This window comes from Demequina zhanjiangensis, from assembly GCF_030418315.1.
GTDB classification, from domain to species: domain Bacteria; phylum Actinomycetota; class Actinomycetes; order Actinomycetales; family Demequinaceae; genus Demequina; species Demequina zhanjiangensis.
In genome coordinates, this window is sequence record NZ_JAUHPV010000002.1 from 65620 (window position 1) to 88794 (window position 23175).

9 protein-coding genes and 1 tRNA gene are annotated in these 23175 nt (G+C 68.3%); 2 read left to right on the forward strand and 8 right to left on the reverse strand.

The window, feature by feature from the left end; all coding sequences use genetic code 11:
• Positions 1 to 5: 5 nt before the first annotated feature.
• The 5 genes from QQX04_RS02990 to QQX04_RS03010 all read right to left on the reverse strand — a co-directional run bounded on the left by QQX04_RS02990 (position 6) and on the right by QQX04_RS03010 (position 16597).
• Positions 6 to 13097 carry a CLIPPER-2 domain-containing protein gene (locus tag QQX04_RS02990; RefSeq protein WP_301126157.1) on the reverse strand — a complete coding sequence of 4364 codons (13092 nt, stop codon included), beginning with the start codon at positions 13095 to 13097 and terminating at the stop codon, positions 6 to 8.
• A 177-nt stretch (positions 13098 to 13274) separates the two neighbouring features.
• A tRNA-Thr gene (locus QQX04_RS02995) sits at positions 13275 to 13350 on the reverse strand.
• Positions 13351 to 13466: 116 nt separating this feature from the next.
• Positions 13467 to 14249: a DsbA family protein gene (locus QQX04_RS03000; protein ID WP_301126159.1), complete on the reverse strand. Its 783-nt coding sequence runs from the start codon at positions 14247 to 14249 to the stop codon at positions 13467 to 13469.
• 35 nt (positions 14250 to 14284) lie between these two features.
• Entirely contained in the window at positions 14285 to 14785 is a 501-nt protein-coding gene (locus tag QQX04_RS03005) for a MauE/DoxX family redox-associated membrane protein (RefSeq protein WP_301126160.1), read from the reverse strand.
• Positions 14786 to 14944: 159 nt separating this feature from the next.
• Positions 14945 to 16597, reverse strand: coding sequence for a protein kinase domain-containing protein (locus tag QQX04_RS03010; protein ID WP_301126162.1), 1653 nt, complete (start codon positions 16595 to 16597; stop codon positions 14945 to 14947).
• A 212-nt stretch (positions 16598 to 16809) separates the two neighbouring features.
• On the opposite strand from QQX04_RS03010, the gene QQX04_RS03015 reads away from it, so the two are divergent.
• Both QQX04_RS03015 and QQX04_RS03020 read left to right on the forward strand, forming a co-directional pair.
• A complete protein-coding gene (locus QQX04_RS03015; protein ID WP_301126164.1) occupies positions 16810 to 17967 on the forward strand; it encodes an ABC transporter ATP-binding protein in 1158 nt (385 codons plus the stop codon).
• Between the two features lie 174 nt (positions 17968 to 18141).
• Entirely contained in the window at positions 18142 to 19614 is a 1473-nt protein-coding gene (locus QQX04_RS03020) for a DUF4032 domain-containing protein (protein WP_367312924.1), read from the forward strand.
• A gap of 51 nt (positions 19615 to 19665) precedes the next feature.
• Here the strand turns inward: QQX04_RS03020 and QQX04_RS03025 are convergent, their stop codons facing one another.
• The 3 genes from QQX04_RS03025 to cysS are packed head-to-tail and all read right to left on the reverse strand — an operon-like array spanning position 19666 to position 23147.
• Positions 19666 to 20727 carry a hypothetical protein gene (locus tag QQX04_RS03025; RefSeq protein WP_301126165.1) on the reverse strand — a complete coding sequence of 354 codons (1062 nt, stop codon included), beginning with the start codon at positions 20725 to 20727 and terminating at the stop codon, positions 19666 to 19668.
• A gap of 37 nt (positions 20728 to 20764) precedes the next feature.
• The gene (gene rlmB / locus QQX04_RS03030; protein ID WP_301126171.1) at positions 20765 to 21724 is read right to left on the reverse strand and encodes a 23S rRNA (guanosine(2251)-2'-O)-methyltransferase RlmB; all 960 of its coding nucleotides are present in this window, start codon (positions 21722 to 21724) and stop codon (positions 20765 to 20767) included.
• Position 21725: 1 nt separating this feature from the next.
• Positions 21726 to 23147: a cysteine--tRNA ligase gene (gene cysS, locus QQX04_RS03035; protein WP_301126172.1), complete on the reverse strand. Its 1422-nt coding sequence runs from the start codon at positions 23145 to 23147 to the stop codon at positions 21726 to 21728.
• Between the last annotated feature and the right edge of the window lie 28 nt (positions 23148 to 23175).

Sequence of the window (23175 nt, forward strand, 5' to 3'; positions counted from 1 at the left end):
TTGCGTCAGCCTCGCAGCATCACGCTCGATCGGCGCATCCGGCCGAGCGTCAGCAGCATCAAGGAGCCGGCGAGCAGGAGCATCAGCGCCATGCGGAGCAGCCCTGCTGCGTCCGCTCCCGTGTTGCCGAGCTCCTGACCCCCCGTGCCTCCGCCTCCGCCGGTGCCGAGCTCGTCACCGGAGGCGACAGGCACTTCGACCTGATCCGTGACAGACCCGGTCTGGTCCGAGTCCGCGGTGGCGGTGTTGAGGATCGACCCGGCCTCGGCGTCTGCGTCCGTGACCACGTAGGACCCCTCGAGCACACACGTCTCGCCAGGCGCGAGGAAGGCGCAGGTGACGGAGTCCGGGCTCAGCATCGGGTCGGACACGACCACGTTGGTGAGGTTCGCCTCGCCCGTGTTGGTGGCGGTCACCGTGTAGGTCAGCGTGTCGCCTGCCTCGATGTCGCCGGATCCATCGTCATCGGCGTTGACCGGCTCATCCTTCACGATCGCCAGCTCGGGCGCGGGGAGCGGGGTCACCACTGGCGGTGTGGTGGTCACCTCGGTCTGGTCCGATCCGCCCGTCCCGGTGTTGGCGACGCTGCCGGCCTCCACATCCCCGGCCGTGACGATGTAGGTGCCGGTGAGCTCGCAGGTCTCGCCTGGCGCGAGCAGCGGGCACGTGACCGAGTCCGGATCCAGCAGCGGGTCCGAGACGACCACGTCGGTGAGGTTCGCCGTGCCCGTGTTCGTCGCGGTCACGGTGTAGGACAGGGTGTCTCCCGCGGAGATGTCTCCGGACTCGTCGGCGTCCTCGAGCAGGAGCGGCGCGCCCTTCTCCACCATGAGGCGCGGCAGGGGCACGGGCGAGACGACGATCGAGTCGACGCCGCCTGTCTGGTCGCCGTCTCCGGTGCCCGTGTTCGTGATCTCGCCCGCCGAGACGTCCTCGGCCGTCACCACGTAGGTGCCCTCCAGGACGCACGTGTCGCCGGGCTCCATGAACTCGCACGTGATCGAGTCGGGGTCGAGCATCGAGTCGGACACGACGACGTTCGTGAGGTTCGCCTCGCCCGTGTTCGTCGCCGTCACCGTGTAGGTGAGGGTGTCACCGACGGACACGTCGCCCGAGCCGTCCTCATCGGCATTCACAGGCCCCGTCTTCACGACCGTGAGATCGGGAGGGACGAGCGGGGTCACGACGGGAGGCGTCGTGATGGTCTCGGTCTGGTCGGAGCCACCCGATCCGGTGTTCGTGATGCTGCCGGTCTCCACGTCGTCGGCCGTGACGACGTAGGTGCCCTCCAGCACGCAGGTCTCGCCAGGTGCGAGAAGCGGGCACGTGACCGAGTCCGGCGTCAGCAGCGGGTCCGACACGACCACATCCGTCAGGTTCGCGGTTCCGTTGTTGGTGGCGGTGACCGTGTAGGTGAGGGTGTCGCCTTCCGAGATGTCCTCGGAACCGTCCGCGTCGTCGGTAAGGACGGGCTCGTCCTTCACGATCATGAGGTCCGGGACGGGCAGCGGGGTCACGACGATCGACTCGATCTCATCGGTCTGGTCCGAGCCGCCGGTGCCAGTGTTCTCGATGGTGCCGGTCTCCACGTCGTCGGCCGTGACGACGTAGGTGCCCTCCAGCACGCACGTCTCGCCAGGTGCGAGAAGCGGGCACGTGACCGAGTCCGGGCTCAGCAGCGGGTCCGACACCACCACGTTCGTGAGGTTCGCCTCGCCCGTGTTCGTCGCCGTCACCGTGTACGTCAACGTGTCCCCGACCGAGAGGTCTCCCGACCCGTCCTCGTCAGCGTTCACCGGATCCGACTTCACGACCTCCAGCTCGGGCGACGGCACGGGCGTGACCACGGGCGGAGTCGTGATGGTCTCCGTCTGGTCGGTCGAGCCGGTCGCCGTGTTCTCGATCTCGCCTGCGGCGACGTCCTCCGCCGTCACCGTGTACGTGCCCTCGAGCACGCACGTCTCGCCAGGGGCGAGCAGGGGGCATGTCTGCGATCCGGGAGTGAGCATCGCATCGATCACGACCACGTCCGTCAGGTTCGCCGTGCCCGTGTTCGTCGCCGTGACCGTGTAGGTGAGCGTGTCACCCTCGGAGACGTCGCCGGAGCCGTCCTCATCCGCGTTGACCGGGCCTGTCTTCACGACCTCCAGCTCGGGCGACGGCACGGGCGTGACCACGGGCGGAGTCGTGATGGTCTCCGTCTGGTCGGTCGAGCCGGTCGCCGTGTTCTCGATCTCGCCTGCGGCGACATCCTCCGCCGTCACCGTGTACGTGCCCTCCAGCACGCACGTCTCGCCCGGCGCGACGAGCGGGCAGGTCTCGGACCCCGGCGTCAGCATCGTGTCGATCACGACGACGTCCGTCAGGTTCGCCGTGCCGGTGTTGGTGGCCGTCACCGTGTACGTCAACGTGTCGCCCTCGGAGATGTCCCCCGAACCGTCGGCGTCGACGGTGAGCACCGGCACGTCCTTGACGAGCGCGAGATCGGGGAAGGGCAGCGGGGTCACGACGATCGACTCGATCTCATCGGTCTGGTCCGAGCCGCCCGTCGCGGTGTTGTCGATCTCCCCTGTGGCCACATCGTCCGCGGTCACGGTGTAGGTGCCTTGGAGGACGCACGTCTCGCCCGGTGCGACGAGCGCGCAGGTGACCGAGCCCGGCGTCAGCATCGGGTCGGACACCACCACGTCCGTCAAGCTCGCCGTGCCGGTGTTGGTGGCCGTCACCGTGTACGTCAACGTGTCACCCACGGAGATGTCACCGGAACCGTCCTCGTCCGCGTTCACGGGCCCCGTCTTGACGACCTCGAGGCGCGGGGCGGGCACGGGCGTGACGACGATCGACTCGACCTCGTCGGTCTGGTCGGAACCACCGGTGCCGGTGTTCCTGATCTCGCCCGCGGCCACATCATCGGCCGTCACCACATACGTACCCTCGAGCACACATGTCTCTCCAGGCGCCAGCGTCGGGCAGGTGATCGAGTCCGGGGTCAGCAGCGGATCGCTCACGACCACGTTCGTGAGGTTCGCCTCGCCCGTGTTCGTGGCCGTCACCGTGTACGTGAGCGTGTCACCCTCGGAGACGTCGCCCGACCCGTCCTCGTCCGTGTTCACGGGCCCCGTCTTGACGACCTCGAGCCCGGGCTCAGGCACGGGCGTGACGACCGGGGGCGTGGTGATGACACCCACCTGGTCGCCGTCACCGGTGCCGGTGTTCCTGATCTCGCCCGCGGCCACATCATCGGCCGTCACCACATACGTGCCTTCCAGCACGCATTGCTCCCCAGGCGCCAGCGTCGGGCACGTGATCGAGTCCGGGGTCAGCAGCGGATCGCTCACGACCACGTTCGTCACGGTGGCCGTGCCCGTGTTCGTGACGGTGACCGTGTAGGTGAGGGTGTCGCCCTCGGAGATGTCACCCGACCCGTCCTCATCGGCGTTGGCCGGGGGATCCTTCACGATCGACAGCTCCGGGTACGGCACAGGCGTCACAACGATCGACTCGATCTCGTCGGTCTGATCCGACCCCCCGAAGGCGGTGTTGTCGATCTCGCCCGCGGCCACGTCGGCCGCGGTGACCACGTACGTCCCCTCGAGCACACAGGTCTCTCCAGGCGCCAGCGTCGGGCACGTGATCGAGTCCGGGGTCAGGAGCGGATCGCTCACGACCACGTTCGTGAGGTTCGCCTCGCCCGTGTTCGTCGCGGTGACGGTGTACGTCAACGTGTCACCGACGGAGATGTCACCCGAGCCGTCCTCATCCGCGTTCACCGGATCCGACTTCACGACCTCCAGCTGAGGCGACGGGAGCGGCGTGACCACCGGCGGAGTCGTGATGGTCTCCGTCTGGTCGCCGCCTCCAGCGCCGGTGTTCGTGATGCTGCCCGCCATCACGTCGTCCCCGGTCACCACGTAGCTGCCCTCGAGCACACAGGTCTCTCCGGGCGCGAGCGTCGGACACGTGATCTCGCTCGGCGTCAGCAGCGGGTCGGTCACCGTCACATTCGTCAGGTTCGCGGTCCCCGTGTTCGTCGCCGTCACCGTGTACGTCAACGTGTCACCGACTGAGATGTCGCCCGAACCGTCCGCGTCCGCGCTCAGCACCGGCTCGTCCTTGACGATCTCCAGCCGAGGTCGAGGAACCGGCGTGACGACGATGTCTCGAGTCGACCCGGTCTGATCGGAATCGGCGACGCCCGAGTTGAGGACGAACCCGAGATCGACCGCCGTCTGAGTCACCACGTAGCTGCCCTCGAGCACACAGGTCTCTCCGGGCGCGAGCGTCGGACACGTGATCTCGCTCGGCGTCAGCAGCGGGTCGGTCACCGTCACATTCGTCAGGTTCGCGGTCCCCGTGTTCGTCGCCGTCACCGTGTACGTGAGGGTGTCGCCCACGGAGATGTCACCCGAGCCGTCCGCATCCTCGGTCAACGCCGGGGCGTCCTTCTGGACGGCGAGGTCAGGGAGCGGGACGGGCGTCACGACGATCGAGTCGATCTGATCGGTCTGGTCCGAGTCGCCCGATCCCGTGTTGGTGATGCTTCCCGCGGCCACATCGTCGGCGGTCACCACGTACGTGCCCTCGAGCACGCATGTTCCACCCGGCACGACCGGATCACATGTGATCGAGGCGGGCGTCAGCATCGGGTCGCTCACGACCACGTTCGTGAGGTTCGATCCTCCCGTGTTGGTGACGGTGACCGTGTACGTGAGCGTATCGCCCTCGGAGACATCGCCCGACCCGTCCTCGTCCGCGTTCGTCGGCCCGGTCTTGACCACCTCCATGTCCGGAGTGCCGACGGGGGTGACGATCGGAGGCGTGGTGATGGTCTCCGTCTGGTCGCCGCCGCCTTCGGCCGTGTTGGTGATGCTGCCGGAAGCGACGTCGGCGGCAGTGACGACGTACGTGCCTTCCAGCACGCACTCCTCGCCTGGCGCCAGCGTCGGGCAGGTGATCGAGTCGGGAGTCAGCAGCGGGTCGCTGACCGTCACATTCGTCAGGTTCGCGGTGCCCGTGTTCGTCGCCGTCACCGTGTACGTCAACGTGTCGCCCTCGGAGATGTCACCCGAGCCGTCGGCGTCGTCGGTGAGCTCGGGGACGTCCTTGACAACGATCAGCCGTGGGGTCGGGACCGGCGTGACGACGATCGACTCGATCTCGTCTGTCTGGTCGGAATCGCCGGTCGCCGTGTTCTCGATCTCGCCCGCCGCCACGTCGTCCGCGGTGACCACGTACGTGCCCTCGAGCGCACAGGTCTCTCCAGGCGCGAGCAGGGGGCACGTGATCGTGTCGGGAGTCAGGAGCGGGTCCGAGACGACGACGTCCGTCAAGGTCGAGGTGCCGGTGTTCGTCGCCGTCACCGTGTACGTCAACGTGTCGCCCTCGGAGATGTCACCCGACCCGTCCTCATCGGCATTGACCGGGTCGGACTTCACCACAGACATCCCCGGGATCGGCACCGGTGTGACGACGATCGACTCGATCTCGTCGGTCTGGTCGGAGTCGCCGACGCCGGTGTTCCTGATCTCGCCCGCGGCCACATCGTCGGCCGTCACCACATATGTGCCTTCCAGCACGCACTCCTCACCTGGCGCCAGCGTCGGGCAGGTGATCGAGTCAGGCGTCAGCAGCGAGTCGGTCACCGTCACATTGGTCAGATTCGCCGTACCCGTGTTCGTCGCCGTCACCGTGTACGTCAACGTGTCACCCACGGAGACATCGCCGGAACCGTCCTCATCGGCGTTCACCGGCTCCGTCTTCACCACCTCAAGCTCGGGGCGCGGCAGCGGGGTGACGATCAGGTCGCGGGTGGACCCTGTCTGGTCGGAGTCGGCGGTTCCCAGGTTGATGAGGAAGCCGAGAGCGACAGCGGCCTCGGTCACCACGTAGGAGCCTTCCAGCACGCACTCGTCACCCGGGGCGAGCGTCGGGCAGGTGATCGAGTCGGGGGTCAGCGACGAGTCGGTGACGACCACGTTCGTCAGGTTCGCGCTGCCGGTGTTGGTGGCAGTCACCGTGTACGAGAGAGTGTCGCCGACCGAGATGTCACCCGAGCCGTCAGCGTCGACGACGAGCGTGGGCGCGGTCTTCTCGACGTCGAGCCGCGGAGTGGGAACCGGGGTGACGACGATCGACTCGATCTCGTCGGTCTGGTCGGAGCCGCCGACGCCGGTGTTCCTGATCTCGCCCGCGGCCACATCGTCGGCCGTCACCACATATGTGCCTTCCAGCACGCACTCCTCACCTGGCGCGAGCGTCGGGCAGGTGATCGAGTCAGGCGTGAGCAGCGGGTCGGTCACCGTCGCATTGGTCAGATTCGCCGTGCCCGTGTTCGTCGCCGTCACCGTGTACGTCAACGTGTCGCCCACGGAGACATCGCCGGAACCGTCCTCATCGGCGTTCACCGGCCCCGTCTTCACCACCTCAAGCTCGGGGCGCGGCACAGGGGTGACGACGGGCGGTGTCGTGATGGTCCCCGTCTGGTCGCCGCCGCCCTCCGCAGTATTGGTGATGCTGCCTGCGGCCACGTCATCGGCCATCACCACGTAGGTGCCCTCGAGCACACAGGTCTCTCCAGGCGCGAGCAATGGACACGTGATCGAGTCGGGCGTCAGCAGCGGATCGCTCACCGTCACATCCGTCAGGTTCGCCGTGCCCGTGTTCGTCGCCGTCACCGTGTACGTGAGGGTGTCGCCCTCAGAGATGTCGCCCGAGCCGTCCGCATCCTCCGTGAGCACAGGCTCGTCCTTCGCGAGCTCAAGAGCGGGGCGCGGCAGCGGCGTGACGATCACGTCGCGCGTGGATCCGGTCTGGTCCGAGTCGGCCACAGCGCTGTTGAGGATGAATCCGAGAAGTCCCGCCGCCTCAGTCACCACGTATGTGCCCTCCAGCACGCACTCCTCACCGGGCGCGAGCGTCGGGCAGGTGACCTCGCTCGGCGTCAGCAGCGGGTCGGTCACCGTCACATCCGTCAGGTTCGCCGTACCCGTGTTCGTCGCCGTCACCGTGTACGTCAACGTGTCACCGACGGAGATGTCACCCGAGCCATCCGCGTCCTCCGTGAGCACCGGGGGCTCCTTGTCCACCGTCAGACGCGGGGTCGGGAGAGGTGTCACGACGGGCGGCGTGGTGACGGTCTCCGTCTCGCCCGAGTCGCCCGTGGCGGAGTTCTCGATCTCGCCCGCCGCCACATCCTCGGCCGTGACCAGGTAGGTGCCCTCGAGCACGCAGGTCTCCCCCGGCTCGAGGACAGGACACGTCGCCGAACCGGGTACGAGCATGGTGTCGATCACCACCACGTCCGTGAGGGTGGCGTTGCCGGTGTTCGTCGCCGTGATCGTGTAGGTCAGCGTGTCGCCCTCGGAGATGTCACCGGAACCGTCCGCGTCGTCCGTCAGCACGGGCACGTCCTTCACGAGCGAGAGATCGGGCACGGTCACCTCGACCGTCACCTCCGCCGTCGGCGGCTCGCGCGGGATCAGGTTGCCGTCGGGGTCGCTGCCCGTCACCGACGCCACGTTCGTCGTGGTCTCGGTGATCACCGCAGTGCACTCGTACGTCCAGGTCTCGCCGATGCTCAGCCGGCCGTCACCTTCGATGTCGCCCGACACGTAGTCCACCGGGGAGCACATGTCATCCGTCACGACGGGGTCGATGATCTCGTTGTCCAGCTCGCAGACCACGTCACCTTCGTCGCACACGCTCACGTTCGTGATCGTGTACGTGTAGGTGACGGGAGTGCCCGCATCCACCAGCAGCTCCGACGCCTCCTTGGTGATGTCGAGAAGCGGATCGTGGACCCTCACGCGGTCGCTGTCCGTGCCCTCGGCGTTGCCGTCCGGCCCCGTGGCGTCGACCGTGACGGTGTTGGTCGTCGTCTCGTCGAGCGTGGTCGTGCAGGTGTACTCCCAGGCCTCGCCCGGCTCGAGCACGCCAAGCTCACCCCCGTCACCCGATGGCCCCACCAAAGGCGAGCACGTGTCATCCACGACGTCCACCGTCGTGAAGTCCGCGTCACCATCGTTGAACACCACGATCGTGTAGGTGACCGACTCACCGGGGAAGACCAGCTCCTGGTCCGCCGTCTTGCTCACGTCGAGGCTCGGCGCGATCACGTCCACGACCGCGATGTCCCAGTCGAGCCACGGCCTCCCCAGGGAGTCGCGGCCACCCACGACCACCTCGTTCGTCACGTCGTCCTCAACCACCGTGGTGCACGTGTAGGTCCACGTCTCGCCCGGATCCAGCAGCCCGTCGCCGTTCGTGTCACCGGGGTTGGGCTCTCCAGAGGCGGGCACCAGAGGCGAGCACTTGTTGTCGATGATCGTCACGTCGCTCAGCGGGTCGTTGCCGGGGTTCGTCACCTCGAACGAGTACGTGACCTCGTCTCCGGGACTGACGACCGTCGGGTCAGCGGTCTTGTCCACCGCGATCGCCGGGTCGATGACGTCCACCGTCGCCTCGGCGTCGTCCGTCACGAGGTTGCCGAGCCGGTCCGTTCCCGAAGCCTCCGCGATGTTCGTCGTCGTCTCATCAAGCGTCGTCGTGCAGGTGAAGATCCAGGTCTCCCCGTCGTCGAGCACGCTGTCACCGTTGGTGTCACCGGCCGTCGGCCCCTCCACCGGAGCACACCTGTCGTCGGTCACCGAGACCGCGTTCAGCGACTCGACGGTGCCCTCGGCGAGCGTCACCTCGTAGGTGTAGGTGACGGCGCCTCCGGGCCTCACGATCAGCGGGTCGGCGGTCTTCTCGATCGCGATCCCGGAGTCGATGACCTCGACCGTCGCCTCGTCCTCGTCAGTGACGGCCTCGTCCTCGCCGGAGCCTGGCGTGACCGGATCACCCGTCGCCGTCGCGGTGTTGGTGAACGTCTCGTCGACCGTCACGGTGCACGTGTAGATCCACGTCTCGTCGAGGTCCAGGACGCCGTCGCCGTTGGCATCCCCGGAGTCGAGCGTGGGGACGCACTCCGGCACGTCGGGGTCGGAGATCTCGACGTTCTCCAGGGGATCGTTTCCTTCGTTCGTCACCTCGAAGGTGTACGTGACGTCGCTTCCCGGCTCGGTGAACTCCGGGGCGACCGACTTGTCGAGGCCGATCTCGGGCATCACCCGCTCGATCTCTGCCGTCGCCTGGCCCGGGTCGGGCTCCTGATCGCTCGTGACCTCGGCCACGTTCACGAGCTCGCGGGGGAAGGGCGAGCCGTCCGCGTTCACGGTGCCCGTCACCTTCGCGGTCAGGTCGTCGCCCGGGGCGAGGTCGATCCCGTCGGCCTCATCGACGATCGTCGGATGGCTCGTCGTCGTGAACGTGTCCATGCAGGCGATCGCCAGGTTGTCCACGGAGAAGTGGTCGTTGTCATCGTTGTCCGCGCCCGTGGCGACTCCGATACGGCTCGTGGGGCCGAACAGGCCAGGCGTGTCGGCGGCGCTGATGGTGGTGCTGAACGACGTCCAGTCGCCCACCGCATCCATGAGGATCGAGTCGGCCTGGATCCACGCGTCGTCGTCGTTGTCGCCCCCGATGCTGATGACCCCGTCGCCGTCCCTGATCTGCGTGATGCGGTAGTCGAACGCGACGGTGCACTGGCCGTAGCTCGAGTAGTCCGCAGGCCAGACGAGACCCTTGTCCTTCTTGTTGATCTTCACCGCGCAGTCGCCGGTGACGCTGCAGTCGTCGCCAGGGGTCGTCTGGCTCTCCGAGGCGACATCGCCCGCGGTGCGGTCCGCCGGGTCGTTGTCCCGGTACTCGCCCCAGCCCGGCGCGAGGCCGGTCGAGAAGTACGCCTTCGACTTGTAGTTCTCGAAGTCGTCCGAGATCCCACCGGCTCCGGCGCTGATGACGATCTCATCGAACAGCACCTCGTTGTTCGTGTTCACCTGCGGCGCCGTCGTGACCTCCACATCCGCGACGATCCCGAGCGCGCCACCGCTGATCTGGCACGCCGGCGGGATCGCAACCCCGGTGAGATCCACCGAGAAAGGCCCGTCCGGGGTCGCGAGCACCGAGTCGTCCGCGTAGTCGATCGCGTCGAGCTGCTGCCAGCCGCCGCCATCCCAGCAGCCGACGAAGAAGCGGCCGGCCTCGTTGTTCCGGGTGATCGTGTACTCGTACGAGACGTCCACGCTCGAGACACCCGACAGGTCGGTCTGCCATTGCAGGCCCTTGTCCCCATCGGTGATCCGCAGGCACTGACCGTCGCCGCCAGGGCAGTCAGCGCTGGACTCGATCCTGACGTCGCCGTCCTTGGCCTGGTCGTTGTCGTTGTACTCCGTCCAGCCCGCGTCGTAGGTGTTGTCATCGTTGACATCGCGGTCGAACCCGTCGTCGATGAGCGTGACCGGCGCGGTCACGATCGTCTCCACGTGATCGACGCCCGTCGGCAGGTCGTCCGTCAGCACCACGTCGGTCTGGGTGGTGTCCCCCGTGTTGGTGACCGTGATGAGGTAGCAGACCTCGTCGCCTGGATAGTAGGTGGGACCGTCGAGCGGCTCGTCCGTGGCGCAGTCCACGGGCACCTTCGTGATCTCCAGGTCGCCTGCGACCACGTCGAAGGAGGCGTCGTCATCATCGGTCACGTTCCCGCTTCCGTCTGGAAGGGTGCCTGTGACCTCGATCGTGTTCACCCCGGAGGAGGGGGCTGCGGGCGCGGGCGAGAGCGCGCACGAGTAGGTGATCGACTCGCCGACCGCGAGCGCACCGAGCGTGCGGTCGCAGGAGGGCGCCTCGGGGTCGGTGACGGTGACGTCCTCAAGGTCGACGTCACCCGTGTTGGTGACCGTGATGTCGAACACCACGTCCCCGCCGTCCGTGACCGTCTGTCCATCCGGACTCTTGTCGACCGTGATCCCCGGTGCGATCGCGTCGACCTCGGCCGAGTCCTCCGCCGTGACGGGATCGCCTTCCTCCGTCTCCGCAGACGCCGTCGCGGTGTTGACCAGGTCCTCTCCGACGGGCGCGACGCAGGTGAAGATCCATTCCTCTCCCACCTGGAGGATGCCGTCCCCGTTCGTGTCACCGCTCTGATAGACGGGCTCGCACTCCGGAACATCCGGGTCTGTGATCGTGACATTGCTCAACTCGCCCGGCCCCACGTTCGACACCACGAAGGTGAACGTGACGTCCACAGGGTCGCCGCCGTTGCCGATCACGTCGATCTGCGTCGGATCCGCCGACTTCTCGAGGCGAAGACCGCTCACGACGGTCTCGTCGGTGTCGGTGTTGTTTCCCGGGACGAGGTCGAGCTGCGGCGCATCGACGGTCGCGGTGTTCTCGATGACGCCCGTGGCGTCGGCTCTGACGCGGCCGGTGATCTCGATCGTCGCCGACTCGTCCACCGCGAGGTCGCCCAGATCGCACTCGACCTGCGACCCGCCGTAGCCGCAGGTTCCTTGCGACGGCGTCGAGCGGACATAGATCAGCTGCGCGCTGGGCCAGTCGTCCACCACGGTCACGTCCGTCGCGTCGTTCGGACCGTTGTTCGTCACGGTCAGGGTGTAGGTCAGCTCCCCGCCGGGCGTGATGCTCACCAGGCCGTCGTCCTTCGTGAGGGAGAGATCGGCTCGCTCCACCACGACCGTCGGAGTCGTGTCGAAGCCGCCGCGCCCGCACAGATCGCTCACGGAGATCTTGACCTGACAGTCCTGCGCGCCCGGGGGCGCGGTGAACTGGGCGGACACGACGCCGTCGTCCGTGGTGCCCTCCACCGGGTCGAAGGTGCCACCGCACGTCGACACCCACTCGTACTCGTAGCCGGGAGAGCCACCCGTGATGGTGGCGCTCACCGTCACGGTCTCCTCCGCGACGATCGTGGCCGGCGCGTCCACCGACACCTCGAGGCCGCGCTCGATGCCGGACAGCAGGTTGAAGTTGAGGAAGGCGCGGATCGCTGCGACCGCCGCCTCGTCACCCGTGTCGAGGTCGTGCCCGGATTCGTACATCACGAGCCCGTTGCTCGGGTCGTCGTACGCGCGACCGTAGACCAGGGTGGCCGCCTCTCCGGGAGAGACGTCGAGGTCGGGGTGGTCCGGGTCCCAGGCGAGCACCTTGGCGCCAGGGTTCCACGACGAGTCGCCGGAAGGGAGGTAGATCTGCTCCGACCCGTTGGTCTGCGCGTCGTCGATGGAACCGACGAACTGCATGATCGGGTCGGACCCGTTCGCAGTGTAGGTGTAGGGCGGGGTGCCGTCGTCGTGGTCGCCGAAGTCGATGAGCCCTTCCGTGGTGAGGAAGTTGAGCTCGGGATCGGGATCCACGTCGTCAGGATCGGAGACGTTCTCCAGCACCGACACCGCGTGGCAGCCCGCCCAGATGTAGCCGCCCTCGGCATTCCACGGCACGAGGCTTCCGTGGTCCTCCCAGCTGGGGTCCGCGTGCGGAAGCACGAAGAGGTCATCGCAGGTGGTGAGGTCCACCGGGTCCTTGAAGATGTACGCGATCTTCTCGTCGCCCGTCGCCGCGGAGATCGTGGTCTCCGGGATGAACGCCGCCTCGTAGTACGCCTGCCCGATGCTGCCGTTCTGGTTGTCGAGCACGGCGTTCGGCCAGTTGGTGAGGGTCGTGTAGACCGGCGCCGTGATCGCGGTGGTCGTGGGGCCGACGATGACCACGCCGTCGTCCCCCGCGTTGAAGTAGCCGCCGCCGTCCAGCACGGTGCCGTCGGGACCGCCCCACTGGTCCAGCACCGCCTTCGCCTCAGCCGCATACTCGGCGCGGATGACGAAGGGGCCGCTCGTGAACTCGCGCCCGTCGTACTCCAGGTCGACGTCGGTGGACGCCTGGGAGCCATCGGTCGTCTTGTCCGGGTCGATGATCCATTCCACCGGGATCAGGTGCTCGATCATCAGCGCGTAGACGAGACCGTACGCCTGAAGCGCGTTCTCGTAGGTCTGCGGGTTCACACCCATGTCGATGATGTACGCGCCCGGTTCGAGCGTGGTGCCTGTGGCCGCGGTGGGGATGGGAGCGGCCTCGGCCGACCGCACCGCCGTCACGCCGACGAGCGCGAGAGAGAGGACGACAGCGAAGGTCAGCGCCCGCCAGATGCCGTGATCGAGCCCCGTCCACGACGATGCCCTCCGGGTGCCTGTACCGCGCACTCGGAGGGACCTGTCTGCGGCCTCACCGTCGAGGCCCTGGAAAGAAAGGTGTGTCCTCATTCACAGCCCTGCCCAACCGGGGCGCGAAGGCGTCCCCTATGTCCCCCCGCCACTCCAATGTGACATAGAAGTGCACCGAGTGCCTGGTGAGAGGGATGTGACAGGGCAGAGCCTCGATGGAGCTGGCAGCGGGACTCGAACCCGCAACCGCCCGATTACAAGTCGGGTGCGCTACCAATTGCGCCATGCCAGCGTGTCCTCAAGGGACGCTCCAGGATAGCGGGCGACGGGCGTGCCCTGTGAGCGCCATGGATGCACGAAGGCGCCGCACCCGGACGGGCACGGCGCCTTCGACGCATGGAGTCGTCGCTACTGCGCGGCGAGCTCCTCAAGGTAGGCGCGGACAGTGCCCTCGCCGAAGTAGGAGACGTCCTCCTGGTTCACGATCTCGCCGCCCACGGCCATGGTGGGCGTGCCGGACACGCCGTCGATCGACGACTGGTCCGTCGCGGCTGCGACCCATGCACGGAACTCGTAGTTCGAGAAGGTGTCGGCGACGTCGCTCGGGACACCGACGTTCACCGCGATCTGCGCGATCTCGTCATCGCTCAGGCCGTCCGAGCCCTCCTCGGGCTGGTTGGCGAACATCGCCGAGACGAACGGGACGAAGTACTCGGGCGCCTGGTCGGCGATCACGGCGGCGGCGTTGGCCGACCGGGTCGAGTAGTTGGTGCCGTTCGAGTAGGCGTCGAGGATCGCGATCGGGTGGTAGTTCACCTGGATGTCGCCCGCCTCGCGCAGCTCGTCCATGTCGGCGGCATTGATCTGCTCGAAGAAGTTGCAGTACGGGCACATGAAGTCGAAGTACAGATCGACGACCACGGGGTCGTTGTCGTCGATCTCACCGGCCACGCCGGACGAGCCGACCGGGATGCCTCCGCTGGGGAGCGAGTTCGCCGGCGAGCCCTCGGCTCCCGAGCCGATCTCGTCGAGGGAGCTGTTCTGGCTCAGGATGAATGCCACGAGACCACCGAAGACCGCGATCGCGACGACGATGCCGGTCACGATGATCAGAGTGGTGCGGCGCTCCTGCGCCTTGACGTTCGCCTTGGCCTTGGCGCGCGCCTGCGCGGCCTTGTCGCTTGATGCCATGGTGGGGGAGTGTCCTCTCGTCTGTCCGGGTCAGTCTAGGCGTCAGCCGGTTCGGGCTCGTTCGCCATCCAGCGGTCGAGCGAGAACGGGGTCTTGGGGAAGAGCAGGAGCCAGGTGCCGAGCGCGATGAAGCCTGCCCGTTCGGCCATGTGGCCCCAGTAGTTCGCAGTCTCACCTGCTTCGAGGTCGCCGCCGCCGCCGAAGCAGCCGCAGTCGATCTGATAGCCGTTCGCCCACGCCCATGCGACGCCGAAGACGAATGCGGCCATCATGGCCAGCCACGCGACGGCGGCGAGCCGGGTGAACAGGCCAAGGAGCAGCAGGAGCGCGAGCAGGAGCTCGATCACCGGAAGCATGGTGCCCACGAGCGGCACCACGACCTCGGGCAGAAGCCGGTAGGCGCGGACGGCGCGGATGCTCTGATCGATGTCGGTGAGCTTGGGTATCGCCGCCGCGATGAGGATGCCCGCCATGCCCAGCCGCACGAGCAGGCTGATCCATGGCTTGGCGACGTCGAACCTGTCCTTGAATGCCATCACCCCTCCTGGAGGTCGTGTCACAGTCGCGTCAGACGCGAACGCTCAGCGGGGAACCGTGACGACGGTACACCGCGCGCGAGGGCACGCCCCCCGCAACCTTCGTCCACCCAACGAGACAGGATCAATTGTTGTTCCCACAACTAACTGTGGGGACCGTCACTGCCCCGGACCCTGCGGCATCGGCCACCACCAGGGGTCTGCCTGGGTGTAGACCGCGACGGTGACGACGCCCAGCAGCACCACGGCGACGACCACCCAGGCGACCGCCAGGCCACGAGTCGGAGCGAGCCCGTACGCGAGCCTGCGAGCGCCGTCGCGGGTGCCCTCGGACCAGGGCCCCACCCACATCGTCGCTGCCGCCGCGAGCATCCCGAGACCGACGGCTCCCGCATGTCCCCACACCTGGCCGGCAGGGGTCGCGGACGCGATCAGCGCGCTCGAGACGAGCCACCACACGAACGCGCCGATGCCGAAGCCGATCACCGCCGCGAGGAGGACCGAGGGAAGCACCTCGACGGCCCCTCGGAGCAGATGCCACGGCATCCCGATCGTCTGCACCACCGCGTCGCCCTTCCGCATGCCCCGACGAGCACGCCCGGCGGCGAGGGACGCCGCCCTGCGGTGCACCCCGCGCGCCACGATGGCCGCGCCGACGAGCACGAGGAACACGATGAACGGCGCGAGGGCCGACGCTGCGGCGATCGCGAGCGCCCACGCACCGAGCATGAGGGGTCGGCCGGAGGCGGGCTTGGGCACCAGGCCCGCGTCGAGCGCATCCCAGGGACCGACAGGGCGTCCGTCGTCCTCGTCGTACTCGTCCTGCCCGTCGTACTCGTCGTCGTCGAAGGCCTCGTCGTCGAGGCCGTGCTCGTCGTGCGCGTCGCCTTCGTCGCCCGGCCACTCGCTCTCGTCGCTGCCGGAGGCGCCGTCGCCCTCCCACTGATCCTGCTGGCTGAGAGGCATCACCGCGGTCCCCGCGACGGGTGCCACCAGCGTCGGCTCCGGGGTCCGGGCGCCGAGCACCTCGGTCGCGCCCCGCAGCGCTGCGACCACCTCCGCCGGCGTGGGGCGGCCCCCGATGTCGCGGCTCAGCGCCGCCTTCAAGGCAGGCGCGCCGGGCACGTCAGGGAGGTCGACCTTGGCGTCGAGCGTGCGGGAGATCGCGCCGGTGCCGGAGCCGAAGGGGGCATCGCCGGTCATCGCGTAGGCGACGGTGGCCGCCCAGGACCACCGGTCGGCGATGGGTCCCGGCTCGGCCCCGTCGATCACCTCGGGCGCCACGTAGCCTGCGGTGCCGCTCACGAGCCCGTCCCTTGTGAGCCGCGCATCCTCCTCGCGGTGGGCGAGGCCGAAGTCGATCAGCACGGGCCCTGCGGGTCCCATCATCACGTTCGACGGGGTGACGTCGCGGTGCACGACGCCGGCCGCGTGGGCCGCCTCGAGCGCTGACGCGATGCGCTCCGCCAGGTCGGCCAGGTCGGCGCCCGCGAGCGGTCCATGCTTCTGCACGTGGTCGAACAGCGACAGTCCCGGGATGTACTCGGATACGACGAACGTCTCGTCCCCGTCGACCTCGGCGTCGAGGACCCGGGGCACGGCGGGGTGCCGGAGCGACTGGAGCGCACGCACCTCCCGTCCGAGCCGTTCGCCCGCGACCGGGTCGGAGGCCGCGTCGACGAGCTTGAGCGCGGCGAGCTGGCCGCCGCCGTCCTCGACCAGGTAGACGGCGCCGGAGCCGCCCCTGCCGAGCTGCTTGCGCACGACGTAGCCGCCGATCTCGTCGCCAGCCTCTCGACCCAGTCCCACCATGGCTCACACCGTACCGGGCCACGTCATCCCAGGACAGCGGCCACCACAGGACATTCGGGACGAAGGTCCTGCCTAGGCACACCCACTGGGCTATGGCAAGATGGTGCCCGTCTCGGCGACGGTGCCGGGACAAGTGTCACTGTGGACACCACACGGGCACTCTTCACTACGGATCGTCCGGCACGTACCTGCCGGTGAAGGGACCACGAACCATGGCAACTGTCACCTATGACAAGGCCTCGCGCATCTACCCGGGGACCGAGCGCCCCGCGGTCGACAGCCTCGACCTGGACATCGCCGACGGCGAGTTCCTCGTCCTCGTCGGCCCGTCGGGATGCGGAAAGTCCACCTCGCTCCGCATGCTCGCGGGCCTGGAGGACATCGACAAGGGAAGCATCTGGGTCGGAGACCGTGACGTCACCCACGTGCAGCCCAAGGACCGCGACATCGCGATGGTGTTCCAGTCCTACGCGCTCTACCCGCACATGACCGTCGCCGACAACATGGGCTTCGCGCTCAAGATCGCGAAGGTCGACAAGGCTGAGATCCGCAAGCGTGTCGAAGAGGCCGCGAAGATCCTCGACCTCACCGAGTACCTGGACCGCAAGCCGAAGGCCCTCTCGGGTGGTCAGCGTCAGCGTGTCGCCATGGGCCGCGCCATCGTGCGTCAGCCCCAGGTGTTCCTCATGGATGAGCCGCTGTCCAACCTGGACGCCAAGCTCCGTGTGCAGACCCGTACCCAGATCGCCGCGCTCCAGCGTCGCCTGGGCACCACCACCGTCTACGTGACCCACGACCAGGTCGAGGCCCTCACGATGGGCGACCGCATCGCGGTCCTCAAGGACGGCGTGCTGCAGCAGGTCGGCACCCCGCGCGAGATGTACGACACCCCGGCGAACGTGTTCGTCGCGGGCTTCATCGGCTCGCCGGCCATGAACATCTCGACGTTCCGCGTGGACAACGGCTACGCGATCGTCGGCGACTCCAAGGTGCAGCTCCAGCGTGAGACGGTCGCGAACATGACCGACGCCGACAGCGGCGAGGCCGTGCTCGGCTTCCGTCCCGAGTCGCTCGACCGCGTGGCGCCGAACACCGACGGCGCCATGCCCGTCGAGGTCGTCGTCGTCGAGGAGCTCGGCTCCGACGCGTTCGTGTACGGCCAGCTGCCCAAGGCGGCCACCACCCTGGCCGACCCGAAGTTCGGCGGCACGGGCGAGGTCATCGTCCGCGTCGACCCGCGTGACGTGCCCAAGAAGGGCGAGTCCATCTGGGTGAAGATCCGCGAGGGCGAGCAGCACGTGTTCTCGGCCGCGTCCGGCCAGCGCATCAGCCCGTCTGCTGCGTCGACCGCCGCGACGCCCAAGGCGTAAACGCCGCGCACGCTCGAAGGAAGGGGCGGTCCCGGGTCACCGGGGCCGCCCCTTTCGCATGCACAGGCCGTGACATCCGCCCCCTTGAGCGCGGACGACGCCGCTGCAGACACGCCTCCCAGCCCGCCACGGAGGTCCCGACTCATCACCCCTGGTGCCGCGTAGGCTGAGGGCATGCCGCTGCTGATCACAGGGGCCGCCGACGCGGGCCTCATGGAGCTTCCCTGGGACATTCCTCTGAGCGCATGGCCGGAGGAGAGGATCGCCGCGCTCCCGCGCGGACTGTCCCGTCACGTCGTCCGCTTCGTGCGGCACGGCGACGGCGTGCTCGCCGTCAAGGAGACGAACCCTGAGATCGCGCACCGCGAGTTCCACATGCTGCGCGAGCTCGAGCGCATGGAGGCGCCGTGCGTGAAGCCCGTCGCCGTGGTCACCGGCAGGCAGACGTCCGCGGGAGAGGAGCTGTCAGCCGCGCTCGTGACCGAGCACCTCGCGTTCTCCCTTCCGTACCGTGCGATCTTCTCCACCGCACTGCGCCGCGGCACCCTGACCCGCCTCATCGACGCGCTGTCCGTGCTCGTCGTCCGCCTCCACCTGGCCGGCTTCTACTGGGGCGACGTATCGCTGTCGAACGCTCTCTTCCGCCGCGACGCCTCAGAGTTCTCCGCGTACCTGGTGGACGCCGAGACGGGCGACCTGCACCAGCAGCTCTCCGACGGTCAGCGCGAGTACGACCTGGACACGGCGACCACGAACATCGTGGGCGAGCTGCTCGACCTCCAGGAGTCCGAGGACCTGGACGAGAGCGTCGACCCGTTCGACATCGGCACGCGGCTCGAGGCCCGCTACCGCGAGCTGTGGACTGCCCTCACCTCCACCGAGACCATCGATGCGAACGTGCCGTTCCACGTCGCCGAGCGCGTCCGCGCGCTCAACGCCCTGGGCTTCGACCTCGGCGAGATCGACATGCAGCAGACCGAGGACGGCACCGCCATCACCCTGCGGCCCAAGGTCGTGGACGCCGGCTACCACTCACGTCGCCTCATGCGCCTCACCGGCCTCGACGTGCAGGAGAACCAGGCGCGACGCCTCCTCAACGACATCGACGAGTACCGGGTCGTGCGCGAGGACCGTGCAGGGGCCAGCGCCGACGAGACGTTCGTCGCCCACGAATGGCTCACCCACATCTTCGAGCCCACGGTCCGCGCCGTGCCCCGCGCGCTGCGTGGCAAGCTCGAGCCCGCGCAGGTGTTCCACGAGGTGCTCGACCACCGCTGGTACCTGGCGCAGGCCGCCGCGAAGGACGTGCCGATGCCGGTCGCGACCGCGTCGTACGTCAAGAACGTGCTTCCCACCAAGGCCGACGAGCAGGCCGTCCTGGGGCGCTCGCTCGCCGAGATGACGGCCGAGCTGCCGGCGCTCACCGCGGAGGTAGGCACCCGCTACGAGGTCCGCGACCCGTACGCGAACGACAACACGCACGCGTGGGGCGGCGTCCCGGAGCCCGAGGAGGAGCCGGAGCCCACCGTCACGCGGGTGTCGACGCGCATCCCCACGCAGACCCGGCGTCCCCTCACCGCCGAGGAGCGCGCGGCACGGGACGCCGAGGCAGAGCTCGGCACGCTGGACTCCCCCGACGAGGACTGACGCCGCCAGACCGGCGCCGCACGGTGCCGGCGGGAAGCCTGCCCGTGCGGATCAGGACACCGCCCGCTGCGGAACCACGTCGCCGATGTCAGAGAGCAACCACGTCTTGAAACCGCTGAGCTGGTCGAAATCGAGCTTGCGTGTGTTCACGAAGGACACATGATCGACGTGACCGATGACGTGGCCGATGACGTTGCGCTCAAGCGCGACCACATCCTCCACCTGGTCCGAGTTGAGAACGTTGGCATACAAGCTGTCATTGAGATCCTCCGACTCGAGGATTCGATCGACGATCACGGCCAAGTCGTCTGTCGTCGAGAGGGCGTGGTCCTCTCCCTCCCTCAACAGGAAGACGATTCGGCGCACGGTGCTCCGCTTGCCCTTCTTGAAGTCCTCATACAGCTCCTCGGCGTGCACACGGGTCGAGATGAGGAACTCCTGACGCGTGAGCGGCTCAAGCACCGCGCGCATGAGGTCCTTCGTACGCACCTGAGCGCGCACAAGCCATGGCACCTCAGCGCCTCGCAGGGTGCGGATGTTGTACGCGAACAGATGCAAGGGTCGCAGGTAGCGCCTTACCTCGCCGGAGGAGGCATCAACGAGCAGCAGGTCGTCGCCGAGCACCCGCATCCCCTCGCCCATGAGACCAAGCGTGAGAGTCGTCTTCCCGGTGCCGCCGAATGCAGGGAAGAGGTATGCGTCACGCCCCTTCGTGACCCCTGCCGCGTGCATGAAGAGGATGTTCCGCTCCAGCAGTTTCAGGTATGCGACGGGCTCGATGACCTGCGCCTGGAGGAACAGGGTGACCACATTGGTGTAGACGCGAGCCAGGGGCTGATCCCTGAAGTAGATCCGCACGTGATCCGTCTCGAGCCCTCGGACCACGTAGTCGTACGTGAAGATCTTCTTGAACCGCAGACTTCGGCGGACGTCACCGGGTTCCTCGTCCGGCAGCTCCTGGACGATCGCTGCTGTGATGCGCGCAGCGTCCGGTCGCTCCCCCGTCGCCATGCGCGCGTACTCGTTCTCGAAGTAGCGATGATAGCGACGGCGCGACGCGACGACCTCGATCGTCAGCGCAGGATGGATGGTCCACGCAGACGACGACGTCATACGGGTCTCCCCTCAGTTCCGCTCTCTGGATGGCGGGTCAGGACACCGCGCGCTTGGCCTCGTACAGAGCGATCGACGTGGCGACGGACGCGTTGAGGCTCTCCGTGGTCGCCGCGATCGGGATCGAGACGATCTGGTCGCAGGTCTCGGACACGAGCCGCGACAGCCCGTCGCCCTCCGACCCGACGACGATCGCGAGAGGCCCGTCGAGCAGGTTCGACTCGTGAAGGTCGACCTCTCCCCCGGCGTCCAGACCGATGGCGAAGACGCCGGCCTTCTTGTAGTCCTCGAGGGTCCGGGCGATGTTCGTCGCGCGTGCGACGGGCACGCGCGCCGCCGCACCAGCGGACACCTTCCACGCGGCCACCGTCACGCCTGCCGCGCGACGCTCCGGGATGACGACGCCTGAGGCACCGAAGGCACCGGCCGACCTGAGGATCGCGCCAAGATTGCGGGGATCCTGGATGTGGTCCAGGACGACGATGCGCACTGGCGCGGTCGCCTCGAGCAGGTCGCGCGGGTCCGCGTACTCGTACGGCGGCACCTCGAGCGCGACGCCCTGGTGAGGACTGCCGCCTGCGAGGCCGTCGAGCGCCGCCTTGGTGACCTCGCGCACCTCGATGCCCGCCTCGACCGCGAGGCCGACGATCTCGGTGACCCTGTCGTCCGCCTCGATCCGGTTGAACACGTGGAGCACGTTCGCGGGGATGCCCATGCGCAGCGCCTCGAGGACGCTGTTGCGGCCGATCGCGAGCTCGTCGGAGCCCGAGGTCCGGTTCCGCGGCGTCTGCTTGCCGCGCGGCGCCGGCCGCTTGGCAGCCTCACGCTCCGCGCGCTGCTTCGCCTTGTGCGCCTTGTGGTACGGACGGTCCTCGGCCTTGGGCGTGGGGCCCTTGCCCTCGAGCGCCTTGCGCCCGTGCCCGCCTGTGCCGACCGAGGCACCCTTCTTGGAGCCCGGGTTGCGGGTCGCGCCTCGACGCTGTGAGTTCCCTGCCATGTCAGCCCTCCTCGGCCAGCGCCCAGCGGGCGCCGTCGGCGGCGTCCTCGATGACGATTCCTGCGGCCTGGAGCCGATCGCGGATCTCGTCCGCGGCGGCCCAGTCCTTCTCAGCGCGCGCCTCGGCGCGCTTCTCGATGTCAGCTCCGACGAGCACCTCGAGCGCCTTGAGCGCCGGCTCGGACGTCCGGGAGGCGTCGGCCCACTGGGACGACGCGGGGTCCAGCCCGAGGACGTCGAGCATCGCGCGCACGGACAGCAGCGCGGAGCGAAGCGCGTCGTCGTCCCCTGCGGTCAACGCCGCGTTTCCGCCGCGCACGGTCTCGTGGATGTGCGCCATGGCTCGCGGCACCGCGAGGTCGTCATCCATCGCGGTGACGAACGGCTCGGGCAGGTCCGCGGACGCGACCTGCTCCGCCGTGGGAGCGCCGACGCGCTCGGAGGCGCGGGTCACGAAGCCTGACAGTCGCGCCCACGTCGCCTCGGCGTCGTCCATGGTCTGATCGGAGTACTCGAGCATCGACCTGTAGTGGACCTGCGCGAGCGCGAGGCGGAGCGCCGCCGCAGAGTGGTGCGCGAGCACCTCCTGCACCAGCAGCCCGTTGCCGAGCGATTTGGACATCTTCGCCCCGGACTGGGTGACCCAGGCGGAGTGGAGCCACGTCTGCGCGAAGCCGTACCCGGCGGCGCGCGACTGCGCCTGCTCGTTCTCATGATGCGGGAAGCGCAGGTCGAGACCGCCGCCGTGGATGTCGAAGGCGTCGCCCAGATAGCGGCGCGCCATCGCCGAGCACTCGATGTGCCAGCCCGGCCGACCGGGACCCCACGGGGAGTCCCAGCGCGCGGTCTCAGGCTCGTCGGCCTTCGACGCCTTCCACAGCGCGAAGTCGCGGGGATCGCGCTTCACATCCGCGGGGGCGTCAGGCGCAGGCTCGAGGTCCTCGAGCGACTGCCGCGTCAGCGACCCGTACTCGGGGAACGACTGCACGTCGAAGTAGACGGAGCCATCGTGCTCGTAGGCGTGACCCAGCTCGAGCAGCCGCGCAGTGAGCGCGAGGATCTCAGGCATGTGGCCGGTCGCGCGCGGCTCCGCATCGGGCGGCAGGACGCCGACGGCGGCGTACGCGGCCTGGAACTCGCGCTCGTAGCGCAGCGCCCACGCCCACCACTCGACTCCCGCGTCCGCGGCCTTGGTGAGGGTCTTGTCGTCGATGTCGGTGATGTTCCGCACCATCGTCACGTCCAGGCCGGACCGTTGCAGCCACCGCTGCAGCACGTCGAACGCGACCGCGGATCGCAGGTGACCGATGTGGGGGCTCGACTGCACCGTGGGGCCACACAGATAGATGCCGACCTTGCCGGGAGTCAGGGGCGTGAAGGGACGCTCCACGCGGGTGGCGGTGTCGAACAGGTGCAGAGTCACGCCCTCAAGGCTACCGGGCGTGATGCAG

Bases quoted from the DNA above. Each gene is read 5' to 3' on its own strand.
- QQX04_RS03025 (WP_301126165.1), bottom strand. From the start codon at position 20,727: ATGACGTCGTCGTCTGCGTGGACCATCCATCCTGCGCTGACGATCGAG.
- QQX04_RS03000 (WP_301126159.1), bottom strand. From the start codon at position 14,249: ATGGCATCAAGCGACAAGGCCGCGCAGGCGCGCGCCAAGGCCAAGGCG.
- QQX04_RS03020 (WP_367312924.1), top strand. From the start codon at position 18,142: ATGCCGCTGCTGATCACAGGGGCCGCCGACGCGGGCCTCATGGAGCTT.
- QQX04_RS03005 (WP_301126160.1), bottom strand. From the start codon at position 14,785: ATGGCATTCAAGGACAGGTTCGACGTCGCCAAGCCATGGATCAGCCTG.
- rlmB (WP_301126171.1), bottom strand. From the start codon at position 21,724: ATGGCAGGGAACTCACAGCGTCGAGGCGCGACCCGCAACCCGGGCTCC.
- QQX04_RS03010 (WP_301126162.1), bottom strand. From the start codon at position 16,597: ATGGTGGGACTGGGTCGAGAGGCTGGCGACGAGATCGGCGGCTACGTC.
- QQX04_RS03015 (WP_301126164.1), top strand. From the start codon at position 16,810: ATGGCAACTGTCACCTATGACAAGGCCTCGCGCATCTACCCGGGGACC.